17 protein-coding genes are annotated in these 16,908 nt (G+C 64.4%); 11 read left to right on the top strand and 6 right to left on the bottom strand.

The genetic code is table 11. The features are described 5' to 3' along the window. The coding region (locus BLU67_RS11320; protein ID WP_143027430.1) for an integrase core domain-containing protein at positions 1-293 on the top strand (293 nt) is incomplete at its 5' end. Here the strand turns inward: BLU67_RS11320 and BLU67_RS11315 are convergent. From BLU67_RS11315 to BLU67_RS11300, 4 genes are all read right to left on the bottom strand, one after another. After that, positions 203-772 carry a TIR domain-containing protein gene (locus tag BLU67_RS11315; RefSeq protein ID WP_092566021.1) on the bottom strand — a complete coding sequence of 190 codons (570 nt, stop codon included), beginning with the start codon at positions 770-772 and terminating at the stop codon, positions 203-205. The genes BLU67_RS11320 and BLU67_RS11315 overlap by 91 nt on opposite strands. Positions 773-894: 122 nt before the next feature. After that, positions 895-1,224: a hypothetical protein gene (locus BLU67_RS11310; protein ID WP_222842492.1), complete on the bottom strand. Its 330-nt coding sequence runs from the start codon at positions 1,222-1,224 to the stop codon at positions 895-897. 221 nt (positions 1,225-1,445) lie between these two features. After that, positions 1,446-2,168 carry a B3/B4 domain-containing protein gene (locus tag BLU67_RS11305; protein ID WP_092566019.1) on the bottom strand — a complete coding sequence of 241 codons (723 nt, stop codon included), beginning with the start codon at positions 2,166-2,168 and terminating at the stop codon, positions 1,446-1,448. 10 nt (positions 2,169-2,178) lie between these two features. Then, the gene (locus BLU67_RS11300; RefSeq protein ID WP_261977110.1) at positions 2,179-3,696 is read right to left on the bottom strand and encodes an NAD-dependent succinate-semialdehyde dehydrogenase; all 1,518 of its coding nucleotides are present in this window, start codon (positions 3,694-3,696) and stop codon (positions 2,179-2,181) included. 240 nt (positions 3,697-3,936) lie between these two features. Here BLU67_RS11300 and BLU67_RS11295 point away from each other — a divergent pair, with 240 nt between their 5' ends. The 9 genes from BLU67_RS11295 (at position 3,937) to BLU67_RS11255 (ending at position 14,902) form a co-directional block, all read left to right on the top strand. Then, entirely contained in the window at positions 3,937-5,385 is a 1,449-nt protein-coding gene (locus BLU67_RS11295; RefSeq protein ID WP_092566017.1) for a fumarylacetoacetate hydrolase family protein, read from the top strand. 11 nt (positions 5,386-5,396) lie between these two features. After that, a complete protein-coding gene (gene dapA, locus BLU67_RS11290) occupies positions 5,397-6,317 on the top strand; it encodes a 4-hydroxy-tetrahydrodipicolinate synthase (protein ID WP_092566015.1) in 921 nt (306 codons plus the stop codon). Between the two features lie 8 nt (positions 6,318-6,325). After that, positions 6,326-7,861, top strand: a complete 1,536-nt coding sequence (hpaE, locus tag BLU67_RS11285; protein WP_092566013.1) for a 5-carboxymethyl-2-hydroxymuconate semialdehyde dehydrogenase — start codon at positions 6,326-6,328, stop codon at positions 7,859-7,861. 19 nt (positions 7,862-7,880) lie between these two features. Beyond that, on the top strand, positions 7,881-8,945 hold the full coding sequence (gene hpaD / locus BLU67_RS11280; protein WP_092566011.1) for a 3,4-dihydroxyphenylacetate 2,3-dioxygenase: 1,065 nt from the start codon (positions 7,881-7,883) through the stop codon (positions 8,943-8,945). Positions 8,946-8,975: 30 nt separating this feature from the next. Beyond that, positions 8,976-10,148: a TRAP transporter substrate-binding protein DctP gene (dctP, locus tag BLU67_RS11275; protein WP_092566009.1), complete on the top strand. Its 1,173-nt coding sequence runs from the start codon at positions 8,976-8,978 to the stop codon at positions 10,146-10,148. A 64-nt stretch (positions 10,149-10,212) separates the two neighbouring features. Further along, positions 10,213-10,842, top strand: a complete 630-nt coding sequence (locus BLU67_RS11270) for a TRAP transporter small permease (protein ID WP_092566006.1) — start codon at positions 10,213-10,215, stop codon at positions 10,840-10,842. Further along, on the top strand, positions 10,839-12,239 hold the full coding sequence (locus BLU67_RS11265; RefSeq protein WP_092566004.1) for a TRAP transporter large permease: 1,401 nt from the start codon (positions 10,839-10,841) through the stop codon (positions 12,237-12,239). The genes BLU67_RS11270 and BLU67_RS11265 overlap by 4 nt, the downstream gene beginning before the upstream one ends. 51 nt (positions 12,240-12,290) lie before the next feature. Continuing rightward, positions 12,291-12,959 carry a GntR family transcriptional regulator gene (locus tag BLU67_RS11260; protein ID WP_092566002.1) on the top strand — a complete coding sequence of 223 codons (669 nt, stop codon included), beginning with the start codon at positions 12,291-12,293 and terminating at the stop codon, positions 12,957-12,959. A 59-nt stretch (positions 12,960-13,018) separates the two neighbouring features. Continuing rightward, a complete protein-coding gene (locus BLU67_RS11255) occupies positions 13,019-14,902 on the top strand; it encodes an FAD-binding monooxygenase (RefSeq protein ID WP_092566000.1) in 1,884 nt (627 codons plus the stop codon). Here the strand turns inward: BLU67_RS11255 and BLU67_RS12615 are convergent. Together BLU67_RS12615 and BLU67_RS12610 are read right to left on the bottom strand one after the other, a co-directional pair. After that, complete coding sequence (locus BLU67_RS12615) at positions 14,892-15,797, bottom strand: MFS transporter (protein WP_261977109.1); 906 nt, start codon at positions 15,795-15,797, stop codon at positions 14,892-14,894. The genes BLU67_RS11255 and BLU67_RS12615 overlap by 11 nt on opposite strands. Then, on the bottom strand, positions 15,791-16,315 hold the full coding sequence (locus BLU67_RS12610) for an MFS transporter (protein ID WP_261977111.1): 525 nt from the start codon (positions 16,313-16,315) through the stop codon (positions 15,791-15,793). Before BLU67_RS12610 ends, BLU67_RS12615 begins: the two co-directional genes overlap by 7 nt. A 91-nt stretch (positions 16,316-16,406) precedes the next feature. On the opposite strand from BLU67_RS12610, the gene BLU67_RS11245 reads away from it, so the two are divergent. Beyond that, on the top strand, positions 16,407-16,907 hold the full coding sequence (locus BLU67_RS11245) for a TetR/AcrR family transcriptional regulator (protein WP_176780799.1): 501 nt from the start codon (positions 16,407-16,409) through the stop codon (positions 16,905-16,907). Position 16,908 lies beyond the last annotated feature (1 nt).

Raw genomic sequence — 16,908 nt, 5'->3', positions numbered from 1 at the left:
GTCAATTTCGAAGCAGGAGCTTCCAACACGCGCTCAAACGTTCGGGTTTGCGGGGCTCGATGGGGCGAGTGGGCGCGTGTGGAGATAACGCGGCGATGGAATCGTTCTTCAGTCTGTTGCAGAAGAACGTGCTCGATCGAAAGTCGTGGGGCACCCGTGAGGAGCTCAGGCTCGCGATTGTGCACTGGATCGAGGCGCGGTATCACCGCAAACGTCGGCAGCGTCGGCTGGGGAAGCTGACACCGGTCGAGTTCGAGAGCATAATGATGGATGCCGTCGCTTTGGCGGCATGAACCCCGGACTCAAGCAAACCTTCAGCAGACCCGTTCGCTTTGATGTCGGCGTAGACGGCCTGGCTGCTTGAACCGGCGGGGCTATGGACCCGCACATAGTCGCCGACCGTCCCACCGCCCTTGAGTGCGACCTTGCTGAACGGGTCCTCCCCGAATGAGTCGGTATTACCATTGCGGTCAGCCAGCCCATGGATGCGGATGCCGACGAGCGGCTTGTGGTTGTCCCAGGCGTAGGCGATTTCGTGGCGGACCCAGGGTCGGTTAGCGGTCTGTGCGCCGATCAGGACCACGACTGCCGACTTGTAGGCCATCTGGTCTGCGATCCACTTCTTGATGGCTGCATCGCCCTTGCGCTTGACTTCCTCCCACTCCTGCGCATTGAGGATGGGCTGGCCCTCCAGAGCACCCATCCGGATGATCTGCTGCACTCGCCACGCATCGCGGTCGTAGTGGAAGCTGTAGAAGACTGACTTGGCCATGCTGGACTCTCCCGTCACCTGCGGTCGAGCCGCTCCCGTACCGACACTCAAAGCCTACGGTGGGGCACCGACATTCGGACCTACGTGCGCGCTTGCGCGGAGCGGGACGCCGTCCTGACTCACTACATCCCGTCGTTTGCATCCTCCACAATGAGCCCGGCCTCGACCAGCGCTACCCGCACCGCCTTACGGTCCACACCCATCCGACGGCCGATTGCTCGCATCGAGACGCCCGCTCGGGCGAGGCGCACGGCCTCTGCTTTCTCGCCGACGCCTAGCCCCGGTCGGCGACTCGGGACGTTACGGCGGCGAAGGTGCGAGAACACCGTGGCGCGGTGAATGCCGTACCTCTCGGCGAGAGCCTTCACGCCCATCCCGGCCAGGTAGTCACCGACGAGCGCGTCCACCTCAGCGGCCGTGAGAAAAGTTTGAGCCGTCTCGACAGTCCTCACGACGGGGCCACGCTCGTCCTTCGGAGCGGTATCCTGGGGACGTCGAGATACCTCGTAGACCCCGCGATTCAAGCGGTTGACAAGAGTTTTCGTCTTGGGGGCGGAGTTGCCAAACGTGCTACTCAGGCACCCCAGTTACCATTGCCCCCGGCTTTTCGAGTCGGGGCAGTGTTTTTTCCGAAGGAATTGCGGCTGCCGTCGACTGATGCGACCGCTCGCGGTTAGTCCCGAGTGATGAGGCGCGACGTGGTGGTGAGATCACTATCCATTTCGCCCAGCGCCGCAATCAGCGCGTCTCCGGCGGCTGTGAGCTCCTCATTGGTCATCGGATCTAAGCAGTCGAAGATGAAATACGCCGTGCTGGTCTCATCGCTCAATCCGGTGCGACGGCCTTGCCGCCAGTTCCAGCGTCGGCACGTGACGCCCTCGTCGTCACGCCACACCACTTCGCCAACCTCGGGATGTTCCATGACGACCTCGCCGCTTGCGACGGCGTCGAAGTTCTCATCGCCGCGTGCCCGCACCAACTGTGGCGAGCCTCGGTAATGGTCGAAGTCCTCTCCCCCGATAGGCACCTGGTGCAGGACCGATATCGCGTTGTAGATATCGGTCAGTGCGTTGATCCGCGGCAGGCCCTTTTCCGCTCGGCGGGTCAGCGCTTCCAGCGAGTTTCGAGTGCGCTGCGGTTTCGCCCCGAAGGCACGGTAGGCCTCCCGCCAACTGGCGATATGCGGCAAGTCCTGAACGGCCGTTCCCGACAGCAACTGCACAGCGTACGCCTCGGCCTGGACGAGCAGCTTGTCGGAGGCATCGTTGCTCGGCACGCTCTTCATGCCTTCCACAACGATAAGCAGGACGCGGTAGTCCGGACGAAGATCGAATACGTCGTTAGCGACGAAGGCTCCGTCAAGGAATTCTTGCGCGGTTAGCTCCTTGGCGCTCATCGGCACACTCCTATTTCTCGCTCGCGAATGGGTCCTCGAGCCCAAGGTACATCACTTCTAAGTACTCTTCGATGCCTTCGAATCCGCCCTCACGCCCGACCCCAGAGTGCTTGACCCCGCCGAAGGGTGCGGCCGCATTTGAGATGGTTCCGGAATTGATACCGAGCATTCCCACCTCTAGCCGCTCAGCCAGTCGGAGTGCACGGTCGATGGATCCGGTGTGCAGATAGCCTGCCAGCCCGAACATCGAGTCATTGCAGTAGCCGACCACTTCGTCCTCGGTCTCAAAGGGCACGATCGGGGCGACGGGGCCAAAGATCTCGTCCGTCACGAGCTCGGCCGTGGCTTTCAGGTTCGTCACGACGGTCGGCGGGTAGAAGAATCCCGCCCCATCGCTCTTTTCGCCTCCGGTCAGGACCTCAGCACCTTCGCTGCGGGCCTTGTCGACCATCTCGGCGATCGAATCACGCTGCTCGTCAGAGACGATCGGACCGATATCGGTTTCCTCTTCCATACCGTCTCCAACGGTGAGCTCTTTAAACCTCTTGGCAAGGCGCTTGGAGAACTCATCGGCGATCGACGAGTGCACGTAGAACCGGTTGGCGGCATTGCATGCCTCCCCCATGTTCCGCAGTTTTGTGGCATGCGCAGCTTCCACAGCCTTGTCTAGGTCAGCGTCCTCAAAGACGATAAATGGCGCTGAGCCGCCAAGTTCCATCGAGGTGCGAACGACGTTGTCGGCACACTCCTTCATGAGAGCCATTCCAACGGGCGTCGAACCCGTGAACGACAGCTTGCGCAGCCGGCGGTCCTGGATGATCGGGCCGGTCAAGGGCCGCGCTTGCGACGCCGGGATGACGTTCACGACCCCGGCCGGAATCCCGACCTCCTCACATACCTTGACGAAGGCGAGCGACGTGAGCGGCGTCAGGTGGGCCGGTTTGAGGATCGTTGCGCACCCGGCCGCGAGCGCCGGCGCGATTTTGCGCGTCGCCATCGCGAGCGGGAAGTTCCACGGCGTGATGAACAGCGACGGGCCGACCGGGCGCTTGAGGGTCAGGACCCGGAGATTTCCCTCGGGTGAGGAGGTGTAACGTCCGTTGATCCGCACGGCCTCTTCGGAAAACCACCGCAAGAATTCGGCGCCGTAGGCAACTTCGCCGTACCCCTCGGCAAGCGGCTTGCCCATCTCGAGGGTCATGAGTGTGGCGAACTCATCCTTGAGCTCCATCACGCGATCAAAGGCAGCCCGCAAGAGTTCGGCCCGCTCCCGGGGCGCGGTGCGCTGCCAGTCGTGCTGCGCCTCGCTGGCTGCGGCAAGCGCAGCCATGCCGTCTTCGGGGGTTGCATCCGCGACCGCGGCGAGAACTTCACCGGTTGCCGGGTTGATGACGTCGAAGGTTGCACCCGATCCTGAGTCCTGCCACCGGCCGTTGATGAACAGTTGCGTCGGGGCGTAAGCGAGGGCTTTGTCGATGAGTTCGGTGCGGGACATGAGAACCTCCGGTGGGCGTGCGTCGCGTTCCACGAATCGTATATGACTTCCCACATGATGTTAGTAACGCTGTGGCCCAGGCCATAAAATCCCGTGCCGCATCGTGGGGAATCGCTCCAGCCATTGTCCCAGATCACATAGCGTGTCGCACTATCTGAAAAGTGCTGCCGCGTATTTCCTGGCCAAACACCCCTTGACAGGACGTAGATCACACGGCAAGCTACTGGCAACCAGATCGTATATGACTTCGTAGATGTATCGAGAGGAATCCCTGTGGACGTCCTTACCCAGCGACTTGGCTTCCGACCCGGCAAGGTCATTGCCGTGCATCTGAGCTACCGATCCCGCGCCGAACAGCGTGGCCGCACCCCCGCGCACCCTTCCTATTTCCTCAAGACATCCTCCTCTCTCGTCGGCTCTGGCGAGGTTACGCGCCCCGAAGGCACTGAGCTGCTCGGCTTCGAGGGCGAGATCGCCATCGTCATCGGCACCGATGCCCGCAACGTCTCCCCCGAGGACGGCTGGTCGCACGTCGGCTGGGTCAGCGCCGCGAACGACCTCGGTCTGCACGACCTGCGCTACGCCGACAAAGGGTCCAATGTCCGCTCTAAAGGCGGCGACGGCTACACTCCCCTCGGTCCCGAGCTGCTCGACGCAAGCGATCTCGACCCGAACGCGATCGGTGTGCGCACGTGGCTGGACGGCGAGCTCGTCCAGGAGGATTCGTCCTCCGGCATGCTGTTCAGCTTCGGCGAGATGATCGCCGACCTCTCGCGCCTCATGACGCTCGAGCGTGGCGACGTCATCCTCACCGGCACCCCGGCGGGCGCGTCGGTGGCTCAGCCCGGCCAGCGCATCGAGGTCGAGGTCTTCGACCAACGCGATCCCGCCCGCAGCTCCGGCCGCCTCGCGACCACCGTGATCGAAGGGCCGGCACTGGCCGACGTCGGCAATCCGCCGAAGGTCGATGACAAGCAGCGCGCCGACGCCTGGGGCACCGAAGCCGAGAGCACCGAGACCTTCGAGCTGACGCCCGAGATCCGCGAGCGCCTGCGCAACGTCGCCGTCGCGACGCTCTCGGCGCAGCTACGCAAGCGCGGGTTCAATGAGGTCTCGATCGATGGCGTGCACCCGCTGATCCCCGGCTCCAAGCTCATCGGGCGGGCGCGCACGCTGCGCTACCTGCCCTATCGCAAGGACGAGTTCGCCGCGCGCGGCGGCGGCTACAACGCACAAAAGCGCGCGATCGACTCCGTCGGCGAGGGCGAGGTGCTCGTCATGGACGCACGGCGCGTCGCGGACGCCGGAACACTCGGTGACATCCTCGCGCTGCGGGCCAAGACCCGCGGCGCGGCCGGCATCATCACCGATGGCTGCGTGCGCGACTACGCGCTCGTCGCCGAGCTCGGGATGCCCGTCTTCGCTGCCTCCCACCATCCGGCCGTCCTTGGCCGGCGACACATCCCGTGGGAGACCGACGTCGACATTGCCTGCGGCGGCGCACTCGTGCGGGTCGGGGATGTCATCGTCGCCGACGACGACGGCCCGATCGTCATCCCGCCCGCCCTGCTCATGGACGTCCTGGAAGGCGCCGAGCAGCAGGAAGCCGAAGAAGAGTTCATTACCCAGATGGTCGCCGAGGGCAACTCCGTCGACGGCCTCTACCCCCTATCTGGCGCCTGGCGCGAGCGCTACGAGGCGTGGGCCTCGCAGCAGAAGTAGAAAGGACCCCCATGTCGTTGCGTGAGAGGCTCAGCGGATCTATCGCCCCACTCTTTACCCCCTTTACTGACTCCGGCGAGGTCGACCACGACTCACTGCGCCGCATGGTCGCCTGGCAGCACGCCCATGGCTCGGCCGGCATCTCCTTTGGCGGTTCCACGGGCGAGCCCAGCTCGCTATCGCTCGCCGAGCGGGCCGCGGCCCTGGAAACGATCAAGGACGCGATCGGCGATACCGGCATGTCCTTCGTTCCGGGCACGGGCTCGGCCAGCCTTGATGACACTCTCGAACTCACGGCCAAGGCGGTCGAACTCGGCGTGGATGCCGCACTCATCATTACGCCCTACTACTCGCGCCCCACCCAGGAGGCGCTCTACCAGTGGTATGGCACCGTCGCGCGCGAGTTCCCCGACCTGCCGCTCATCGCCTATAACGTGCCCTCCCGCACCGCGGTCGAGCTCGCCCCGGAGACCTTTGCGCGCATGTTCCGCGATTTCGACAACATCGTCGGGATTAAGGAAACGACGAAGGACTTCGAGCACTTCTCGCGCACAATGTTCCACTGCGGGAGCGAGGTCCTCATGTGGTCCGGCATCGAGCTCTTGTGCCTGCCGCTGCTCAGCCTTGGCGGCATCGGCTTCATCTCGGCGCTTGCCAATATCGCGCCGCAGGCCGTCGCCGATACCTACCGCCTCGCCGTCGAGGGCGATATGGAGGGCGCCCGCAAGCTGCACTACGGCGTGCACCCGCTCGTGGATTTGCTCTTCACCGAAACAAACCCCGCGCCCGCAAAGTGGCTCATGGCCGAGCGCGGCCTCATCTCAAGCCCGAACGTTCGCCCGCCGCTGATCAACCTGACCGATGCCGGCAAGGACAAGGTTCGCGCCCTCGCGGATCAGGCCGCCGACTACCTCACCGACGTCACGGACTAAGGAGAGTCATGACCGACGCTAAGCCCGCAAACCTGCCCGAGCGCCTCCGCCATTACATCGGCGGAGAGCTCACCGATTCCGTCTCCGGCGAGACCTTCGACGTCCTGAACCCGGCGACGAACGAGGTCTACATCCAGTGCGCCGCCGGCGATAAAGCCGACGTCGATAAGGCGGTTGCCGCCGCCCGCGAGGCCTTCGACTCGGGGCCGTGGCCGAACCTCATGCCGCGCGAGCGCGCCCGCATTTTGTACAAGATCGCCGACGAGGTCCAGGCCCGCAATGCCGAGCTCGCCGAACGGGAATCCTTCGACTCCGGGCTGCCGATCCGCCAGGCCAAGGGCCAGGCCGCCCGCGCCGCCGAGAACTTCCGCTTCTTCGCCGACCTCATCGTCGCCCAGATCGATGACGCCTTCCGCATGCCCGGCCGCCAGCTGAACTACGTCAACCGCAAACCCAAGGGCGTGGCGGGACTCATCACGCCGTGGAACACGCCGTTCATGCAGGAGTCCTGGAAGCTCGCTCCGGCGCTCGCCTCCGGCTGCACCGTCGTACTCAAACCCGCTGAGTTCACGCCGCTGTCGGCCGAACTGTGGACCGAGATCTTCGAAAACGCCGGCCTGCCCACGGGCGTGTTCAACATCGTGCACGGCTTTGGTGAAACCGCCGGCGACGCGCTCGTCAAGCACGAGGACGTCAACCTCATCTCCTTCACGGGTGAGACGACCACCGGCCAAATCATCTTCGGCAACTGCGCGCCGACGATGAAGGCCATGAGCATGGAGCTCGGCGGCAAGTCCCCCGCCATCATCTTCGAGGACGCCGACTTCGAAGCCGCCCTCGATTCGACGCTCTTCGGCGTCTTTTCCCTCAACGGCGAGCGCTGCACCGCCTCCTCCCGCCTGCTCGTCCAGCGCTCGATCTACGACGACTTCGTCGCCGCCTACGCGGAACGCGCGAAGAAGGTCAAGGTCGGCCCGCCCTCGGATGAGACGAGCGAGATCGCCGCGCTCGTGCACCCCGAACACTACGAGCGCGTCATGAACTACGTCGAGATCGGCAAGTCCGAGGCCCGCCTCGTGGCCGGCGGCAAGCGCCCCGAGAATCTGCCGGTTGGCAACTATCTGGAGGCCACCGTCTTTGCCGACGTCCCGCGCGAAGCACGCATCTTCCAAGAAGAGATCTTCGGGCCGGTCGTGGCGATCACGCCCTTTGATACCGAAGCCGAAGCAATCGAGCTCGCCAACGACGTGAAGTACGGCCTCGCGGCCTACGTATGGACCCGCGATGTCACCCGCGCCCACACGGTCGCCCACCAGATCGAATCGGGCATGGTGTGGATCAACTCCCACAACGTCCGCGATTTGCGCACCCCCTTTGGCGGGGTCAAGGGCTCGGGCCTCGGCCAGGAAGGCGGCTACCGCTCGCTGGAGTTCTACTCCACCCAGCAGGCCATCCACGTCACCCTGGGCGACGTCCACACCACGCGCTTCGGCGCCACCGGATACACCGATAACGATCCGGGCCTCGCGGGCCCGGGCTGCTGATCCCCTTAAGGAGAACCCCATGAGCGAGATCCCCGTCCCCGCGGCGCCGGCCCCCGATGTGCTGCGCTGCGCCTACATGGAGCTGCTTGTCACCGACCTTGACGCCTCGCGCGAGTTCTACGTCGACATCCTCGGCCTGGTTGTCACCCACGAAGACGACGAGGCCATCTACCTGCGCTCCTTCGAGGAGTTCATCCACCACAACCTCGTGCTGCGCAAGGGCGAGCAGGCCGGCGTCGCCGTCTTTTCCTACCGTGTGCGTAGCCAGGAGGATGTCGATCGCGCGGAGGCCTACTACCAGGAGCTCGGCTGCGAGACCCGCCGCGGCGACTTCACTCGCGGCGTACGCAACGCCGTGCGCGTCGTTGACCCCCTCGGCTTTCCCTACGAGTTCTTCTACGAGGTCGACCACGTCGAGCGCCTGGCCTGGGCCTATGACCAGATGGGCCCCGGCGCCCTCGTTCGTCTCGACCACTTCAACCAGGTCTACCCCGACGTCGTTAAAGGCGCCGCCTACCTCGAGGCGCTCGGCTTCAAGCGCACCGAGGACATCAAGGACGCGGAAGGCACGACGTATGCCGCGTGGTTCTGCCGCAAGCAGACCGTGCACGATACGGCGCTGACCGGCGGCGATGGCCCGCGCATGCACCACGTCGCCTTCTCCACCCACGAAAAGCACAACATCCTCTACATCTGCGACAAGCTCGGCGCCCTGCGCAAATCGGATTCGATCGAGCGCGGCCCCGGCCGCCACGGCGTATCCAACGCCTTCTACCTCTACCTGCGCGACCCCGACGGTCACCGCGTGGAGATCTACACCCAGGACTACTACACCGGCGATCCGGATAACCCGGTCGTCACGTGGGACGTCCACGACAACCAGCGACGCGACTGGTGGGGGCATGCCGTGGTCCCCTCCTGGTACACGGAAGCCTCCCTCGTCATGGACTTGGACGGCAACCCGCAGCCCGTCACCGCGCGCAAGGAGGACTCCGAAATGGAGGTCACCATTGGCGCCGACGGTTTTTCCTACACCCGTAAAGACGACACCGAAGAAGGCTTCAAACTCGGCCACCAGGTCTGAGCAGCCCCAACCCTGATGGAGTGAAGTGACATGAAAAAGACCAAGGTCGGCCTGTTTGCCGCCCTCGCAGGATCGGCCCTCGTGCTGTCCGCTTGCGGCGGTGGCGGCATCGTAAGTGACGGCGGCGGCCAGGGCGGCGGAGCAACCTCCGATTCCACCGCCACCGGCGATGCCTCCGGCGAGAGCGTTGAGCTCAACATGGTGACGATGGTTCAGCCCCACACCCCCAATGCGCCCGTCCAAAACTGGTTCCTCGATCAGATCGAAGAACGCAGCAACGGCCGCATCAAGGTCAACCGGACCGAACCGGACTCGATCTGTAAGCCCGCCGAGGTCGCCGAATGCGTGCGCGATGGCCGCGCCGATATCGGCACCTCGATCTCGGATTACACCCCGCAGCTCTTCCCGACGATGTCGGTCGCGACGATCCCGTTCATGGCGGATAACTCGCAGGCCTTCATGGAGGCGATCTACAAGGCGAACACCGAAAATGAGGACGCCAAGGCCGCGTGGGATGACTCCGGCATCAAGCTCATCGCCGCCTGGCACCCCGGGCTGACGATCATCGGCACCAACGGCAAGGTCTCCTCGATCGAGGACATCAAGGGCAAGCGCTTCCGCGTCACCGGTGCCTACCTGCAGCAGGCCTTCGAAAAGGTCGGCGCCAACGTCGTCGCGCTGCCCGCCAACGAAACCTATGAGGGTGTCGAGCGCGGCCTCGCCGACGCGGTGTCCTGGACGATGGATGGCCCCGTGGACTACAAGCTCATGGAGCAGCTGAAGGACTGGGCGCTGCCCGGCGCTGGTGTGTACACGACGTTCGCGATCTGGCTCAACAGCGAGAAGTTCGAGGCCATGCCCGATGACCTGAAGAAGGTCGTCGAGGACGTCCAGGCCGATCTCATCGCCGGTGAGGGCATGAAGGCCTTCAACGAGGCGACCGAAGCGCAGTGCGACGCGATGCTGGAATACTCCGGCGTCGAGTCCTTCACCGCCTGGGACGAGAGCGCCACGGCCGAGTGGAAGGACCAGGTCCTGGACAACCTGCTCGCCGCCTGGCAGCAGCAGGCCGCCTCCGATGGCCTTGCTAATCCCGAGAAGTTCCTCGCCGACTACCGTGCCGCCTATGACGAAGCGGCCGCCAAGCCGGACATCGTTGAGGATCCCGTCAAGAAGTGCATCGAGCGCTTCGCTAACCGCTAACCGGTAGGTGGGGGCACCCCCGTGCCCCCACCCCAGCCCCGCCCGCTCGACAAAGGACAGTCGGATGGAAAAACCCATTAAGGCCCTCGCCTCCGCGCTCGGTATTCTCGCGACGCTGGCCACCCTCGTGATGATGGTCGCCATCGCCATCGACGTCGTCTACCGCGCCCTGTACAACCGTTCAGTGCCCGGCGTCCTGGAGATCTCCGAAACCGCGCTCGTCACCGCCGTCTTCCTCGGACTGGCCTATACCGGAGCGACGAACTCCCACATTGCCGTCGACCTTCTCACCGAGCGCCTGCCCGCTCGCGTCACGCGCTGGGTGCTGACCGTGGCGTGGCTGCTGTCGACAATCTTCCTCGGCTGGATCACCTACGCGACCTTCGTGCGAGCCTCCGCATCACTTGCCGCGGGCGAAAAGCGCATGGGCCTGGTGGCCTGGCCGATCTGGCCGGCGCGCTGGATCATCGTCGTCGGCCTAGCCGCAATGCTCCTCGTGTCCGTCGTCAACCTGTTGCGCGTCGCGCTCGGCAAGGAGGTGCTCGGCGTCGATGAGCGAATGACCTACGCGACGGACCACCCCTATGAATACGTCACGGGCGAGGCCGGCGACTACGACGATTCCGCACAAATCTCCGACGCCGAGGCCGCTCGGCTGGCCAGCGAGACCGCAACCGAAAAGGATGACCGATGACCGTCACAACGCTCGTAATCCTCGTCGTCGTCATCATGCTCGTTATGCTGGCGCTGCGAATGCCGGTGGCCTTCGCCCTCGGCCTGTCCGGCGCCCTTGGCCTGTTTGCCCTTCGCGGCGACGCGTTTGCCACGCGGACCCTCGGCTCCGCTCCCTTTGCCGAAACCGCGACCTTCTCGCTGACGATCATCCCGATGTTCATTCTCATGGGCATGTTTGCGGTCAAGGCTCGGGTCGCCGAGCAGGTCTATAAGGTCGCTGCGCACGCCTTCCGCCACTTCCCCGGCGGCCTCGGTGTCGCCACGGTCATGGCCTGTGCCGGCTTCGCCGCTGTCTCCGGCTCTTCTATAGGCACGGCCGCGACGATGTCCCGGCTGAGCGTCGGGGAAATGCAGCGCCACGGCTACCGCACCTCGATGGCCACGGCGACCGTTGCGGTGGCCGGGACGCTCGGCGTTCTCATCCCGCCCTCGGTGATCCTCGTGCTGTACGCGATCATGACGCGCGAATCCGTCGCCAAGGTCCTGGCCGCCGGCATTATTCCGGGCATCCTGTCCGCCTGCGCCTACGCCCTGTACATCATCATCGCTTCGCGCTCGGATCGTTCTAAGGTCCGCGCCAAGCAACTCGATCGCGCCCTCGTCCAGGCCTCCGGTGCGCCCGCTGGCGACCGCGAGCAGGCCGCCGAGCCTTCCTCGGAGACGATCAATCCGCCCGACACCCGGTGGCGCGACTTGCCGATGCGCGGCGTCGTGCGGGTCGGAATCTTGTTCTTCATCGTGCTCGGTGGTATGTACTCCGGCATTTTCACCCCCACCGAGTCGGCCGCGATCGGTGCGCTCGCTGCGGGCATCATGCTCGTCGCGGAGATGTACAAGGAGGGCTGGAAGGCGACCTCGCGCGCGATCGTGGAGGCGTTGAAGGAGACCGCCGGCACCACCTCGATGGTCTTCGCGATCATCGTTGGCTCGGCCATCTTGTCGGTCTTTTTCGTCGCGGCCCGAGTCCCGCACATGCTGACCGAGGCCGTGATCTCCGCGGGATGGAGTCCCCACGTGACGATGGGACTGCTGCTGCTCGCGCTCATTCCGCTCGGGATGGCGTTGGAGTCGATCTCGATCCTCGTCATCACGGTGCCGCTGCTCTACCCCGTCGCGACCGAGCTCGGTTTCGATGGCATCTGGCTCGCGATCCTCATTGTCAAGCTCATCGAGATCGGCATGGTGACACCTCCCGTCGGCATCAACTGCTTCGTTGTTGCGGGTGCGTCCGGGGTGCGGGTCACCGAGATCTTCAAGGGCGTGTTGCCGTTTGTCATCGTCGAGCTCATCCTCGTCGTCATCTTGTTCTTTGTCCCCCAGCTATCCCTGTGGCTGCCCTCGTTGGTCTCGGTCTAGCGCTTGCGAGCCTAGGATCAAAGCGGAACTCACCTGAGGAAGGTCACTGGAATGACACAATTACCGCCGCGGGCGTTATCGAAGTCCGAGCTCGTTTATCGCGAGCTACGCGACCGGATCATTAGCGGGCGCATCACCGCCGGATATCGCCTGGTGCTCGACAAGATCGCCAAGGATCTCGGCGTCTCCACGGTCCCCGTCCGGGAAGCAATCCGCCGCCTCGAAGCCGAAAAGCTCGTGACGTTCACCCCGAACGTCGGGGCGGAGGTCGCCTCCATCGACGTGCACGATTATGCGGACGCGATGCAAACCCTCGCCGTGCTCGAGGGCGTGGCCACCGCGCTGGCTGCCGCTCACATCACGCGCGAGCAGCTGGACCAGGCCGGTGCAACGAACGACCAGATGCGCATGTTGGCCGAAGGCAACTTCGATCCGCGGCTGTTTACTGACTTGAACCAGCGCTTCCACCAGCAGCTGTGCCACGCCTGCCCCAACCGATATCTCAACGAGATCCTCGATCGCGAATGGGAACGGGTCTCGGTGATCCGCCGCAACACCTTCGCCTTCGAGCCGGTGCGCTCCCTGACCTCAGTCCAAGAGCACGACCATATTTTGACTCTGCTTCGTTCCGGATCCGGCGCCGAGGAGGTGGAACGAGCAGCCCGAGCCCACAAGTTGCGAGCGCTCAACCAATTCATGCAATCACGACCCGCGTCCTAATTCGTTCATCATTCCAATGCCCTTTCCCGTAGCCCCCACCCAGCAGTGAGGAGAAACCAGTGCAGTTCCACCACCACGGTTACGTCTCGACCGATCCCCGCGTCCTGCCCGCAGCAGGCATTGGCATCAACCGCAGCGAGGACCTTCCCGACACCATGGACGTCCTCATCGTCGGGGCCGGCCCCGCGGGCATGATCACGGCCGCACAGCTCGCCCAGTTCGGTGACATCTCGGCCTATCTTGTGGAGCGCCGCGACGGCCGCCTGCAGATCGGCCAGGCCGACGGTATCCAGGCCCGCAGCGTCGAGACCTTCCAAGCTTTTGGCTTCGCCGATCGGATCTCCGCAGAGGCCTACCACATCACCGAAATGTGCTTTTGGAAGCCCGACCCGCACAACCCCGAAAACATCGTGCGCACCGCTCGCACCCCCGATGATGAGCATGGCATCTCCGAGTTTCCTCACCTCATCGTCAACCAGGCCCGAGTCCTGGACTACTACGCGGAGTACGCGAAGAACGGCCCGGCTCGCCTCACCCCGAACTGGGGCTGGGAGTTTAAGAGTCTTGAGATCGATCGCGACGAGGAGTACCCGGTCACCGTGACCCTCATCGGCGCTGGCGCGGAAAACGAGGGGCAGGAGCGGACAGTCCGCGCGAAGTATGTCCTCGGCGCCGACGGTGCCCGCTCCAAAGTGCGCGATGCGATCGGAGCCCAGCATGTCGGTGGCGTCTCCTACCATGCCTGGGGCGTCATGGACGTCTTAGCTGTCACCGACTTCCCGGACGTGCGCATCAAATGCGCGATCCAGTCCAAGGCCGGCTCCATCTTGCACATTCCGCGCGAAGGCGGCTACCTCTTCCGCATGTACGTCGATCTCGGAGAAGTCGCCGCCGATGACAATCGCAAGGTACGCGAAACCCCGCTCGAGACGATCATCGCCAAGGCGAACGAGATCATTAAGCCCTACTCGCTCGACGTCAAGGATGTCGCGTGGTGGTCCGTCTACGAAGTCGGCCACCGCGTAACCGACCGGTTTGATGATGTTCCGAGCGAGCAGGTCGCAGAGCTCACCCCGCATGTCTTCATCGCGGGCGATGCCTGCCACACCCACAGCGCGAAGGCCGGCCAGGGCATGAACGTGTCGATGCAGGACGGCTTCAACCTCGCGTGGAAGATCCGCCAGGTCGTGCAGGGCCTGTCCCCCGCCTCGCTGCTGTCGACCTATACCGCAGAGCGCCAGGAGATTGCCCAAAACCTCATCGACTTCGACCGGGAGTGGTCCTCGATGATGGCAGCCAAGCCCGAGGAGCTCGAAAGCCCGTCGGCGCTGGAGGAATACTACGTTCGGACCGCCGAGTTCCCAGCTGGCTTCATGACGCAATACAAGCCGTCAATGATCGTCGGCGAAGCGACCCACCAGGATCTGGCCGCAGGGTATCCGATCGGTAAGCGCTTCAAGTCTTACAAGGTCACGAGGCTGTCGGATTCGAACCCGCTGCATCTCGGTCACCTGCACCGCGCCGATGGGCGCTGGCGGATCTATGTCTTTGCAGACGCCCCCGCCCCGGGTGAGGACTCCAAGGTCGCCGCGCTCGCAGAATTCCTCGCCTCCGATCCCGCATCGCCCGTGCTCGCTCACACGCCCGAGGGCCAGGACCTCAACTCGCTGTTTGATGTCAAGGTCATTTACCAGCAGGACTACACCGATGTCGACGTTCTGAAGGTGCCGAAGGCCTTCAAGACACCGAACGGCCCCTTCGGCCTCATCGACCAGGACCAGATCTTCGCGACAAACCCGGACCACGACATCTTCGCCGGCCGCGAGATCAGCCGCGACGGAACTATCATCGTCGTGCGCCCTGACCAGTACGTCGCGACGATCCTGCCGCTGGACGCACCTGAGGAGCTTGCGGCGTTCTTCCGGCCGATCTTTACTCCCTAGAGTGCTGGGGCGCTGCGCGAAAAGCGACGTCGTAGGCGGTCCAGATGACGTCGATGACGAAGATGATCGTCCACACGCGTAGCGCCCCCGGAGCAATGCTCGCCAGGGATAGCCCGTCCGAACTACTCGGCAGCGGCGTCGAATCCTGCCCGATGAGCCAGGGTAGCGTCACCGTAGGAATGAACGCGAGCGCGAGCAGCATCGCCGGGAGGTAAATGCCCGCGTGCCAGGCGAGATCGCTGAGCAGTTTGCGCCGGGTTTTGTGCTCTCTGCCGCGAGGAGCCTGCGGCGCTGGATTGTCGCGCGATGGTGGCGGGGTGTCCTTCGCGACGTTCGTCATCGGAGCGGCCGGCGGCTTATCCGGTAGATCAAGTTTCGCGACCGCGCGCGGAATGATGAGCACGCCGCTCGCGATGACGACCGCGCTGACTAGGCACGCAATACGCCAGCTTCCTGTCTCATACAGCATGCCCGCGGCTAGGGAGCCGACGAACGCACCCGCCAGCGTCGCCGCCTCGTACAGTGAGAGTCCCCGCCCCAGGTGGGCGCGCCCAGCAGCCTCAGCGATGATGGCTTGCTGGACCGGCAACACCGCGGACCACGCCACCGCCGACAACACCCATAGGCCTGCGATCCACCACGGATTCGGCGCGAATGCCAGCCCGACCGCGAACGCCGCAGACGCCACGGAGCCCGCAATCAGGACGAGCCTGCGACCCAGGGTCACGACGATTCGATGCATGTAGGGCGGCAGGACGCTCATCGCGATCGCGCCGGGCAAAAAGACGTAGGCAATCTCCATCAGCTCAAGCCCGAAGCCGCGCTGCAAATGCAATAGCAGGAGGAGACCGATCGCTGCCTCCGCCGCCATCGTAATGACGACGGTGATCAGCATCGGCCGCAGCCTAGCCCCCCCTTCCCAAGCGAGATGTCCTTGCCAATGGTGTGGGATGACGCTGGGTTTTGCTGGGTGACCAGGAGCACGGCCGCGACGAGACAACACGCGGCGAGGGCAAAGAATACGACGCCATACCCCATCGCGCTGAGGACGATGATCGCTGGAACGAGCACCAGCCAGCCGCCAGTTTCTTCAGCCGCGACGAGCTTGGCGAAGACGGAGGAGTCCTCCTCCAGCCGCTCCCCGATGATCGCTCGGATCGCTACCCACATGAACGCGCCCGAGATACCCGTGACGACCGCGGCCGCGAGCGCCATGGCGAATCCCGTCGCGAAGCCGAAGCCGATGCACGCGAGGCCGTAGCCCACCGCTCCGCCCGCGGCGATAAGACTCTTGTTGCGCCGGTCGACGATGACGCCGGCGATCGGGCGGCAGACGAACGCCGCAAGCTGGGTTGCGCCGAGGAGAATGCCGGTCTGGAGCGCGCTGAGTCCAAGGACGGCGCCAGCAAAAATCGGCAGGACGAAGTCGATGACTTGCTCGGCGCCGCTCGTAAGGGTTGCGGCATCGAGCGTGGCGCGTCATCATGAACGAAGCATTGCCGGCGTGTCCATTCGCGCCGTGGCAGCAGAGGCGGGCGTCTCGACGGGATCCTTGCGCTACAGCTTCCCATCCAAGACGGAACTGCTCGTGCACGCCATGTCGATGGTCGAGACCCGCGTGCGCAGCCGCATAGCCGGCCACGTCGAGATTCGCGACACCCGCGAGATGGTCCTCGCAATGATCCTGGAGTTTATGCCACTCGATGCCGAGCGCCGCGCCGAAATGGATGTCAACGTCGCCCTGATCGCGCAAGCTGGCGTCGATCCACACATTGCGCGGGTGCGAGATGAAGCCTACGCCGGCCTGCGCGAGGGCTCCCGCCTCATGCTCTGCCGGCTACAGAACGCGGGACTCTTTCGCCCAGAGCTCGACCTAGACGTTGAGACGACGAACCTGCATGCGCTCATCGACGGGCTCGCGCTGCACATGTTGATGCGCGATGATGAGGCGTTCAATGCCGAGGCGGTCGCGAGTATCGCGGCCCACCTGGACTCGCTCGCCTAGC

Origin of the sequence: Bowdeniella nasicola (assembly GCF_900107735.1) — a bacterium.
In the GTDB taxonomy this organism is placed as follows: domain Bacteria; phylum Actinomycetota; class Actinomycetes; order Actinomycetales; family Actinomycetaceae; genus Bowdeniella; species Bowdeniella massiliensis.
The sequence above is the reverse complement of the archived record's forward strand: the minus strand, read 5'-3'. Positions and strand labels throughout refer to the sequence as shown.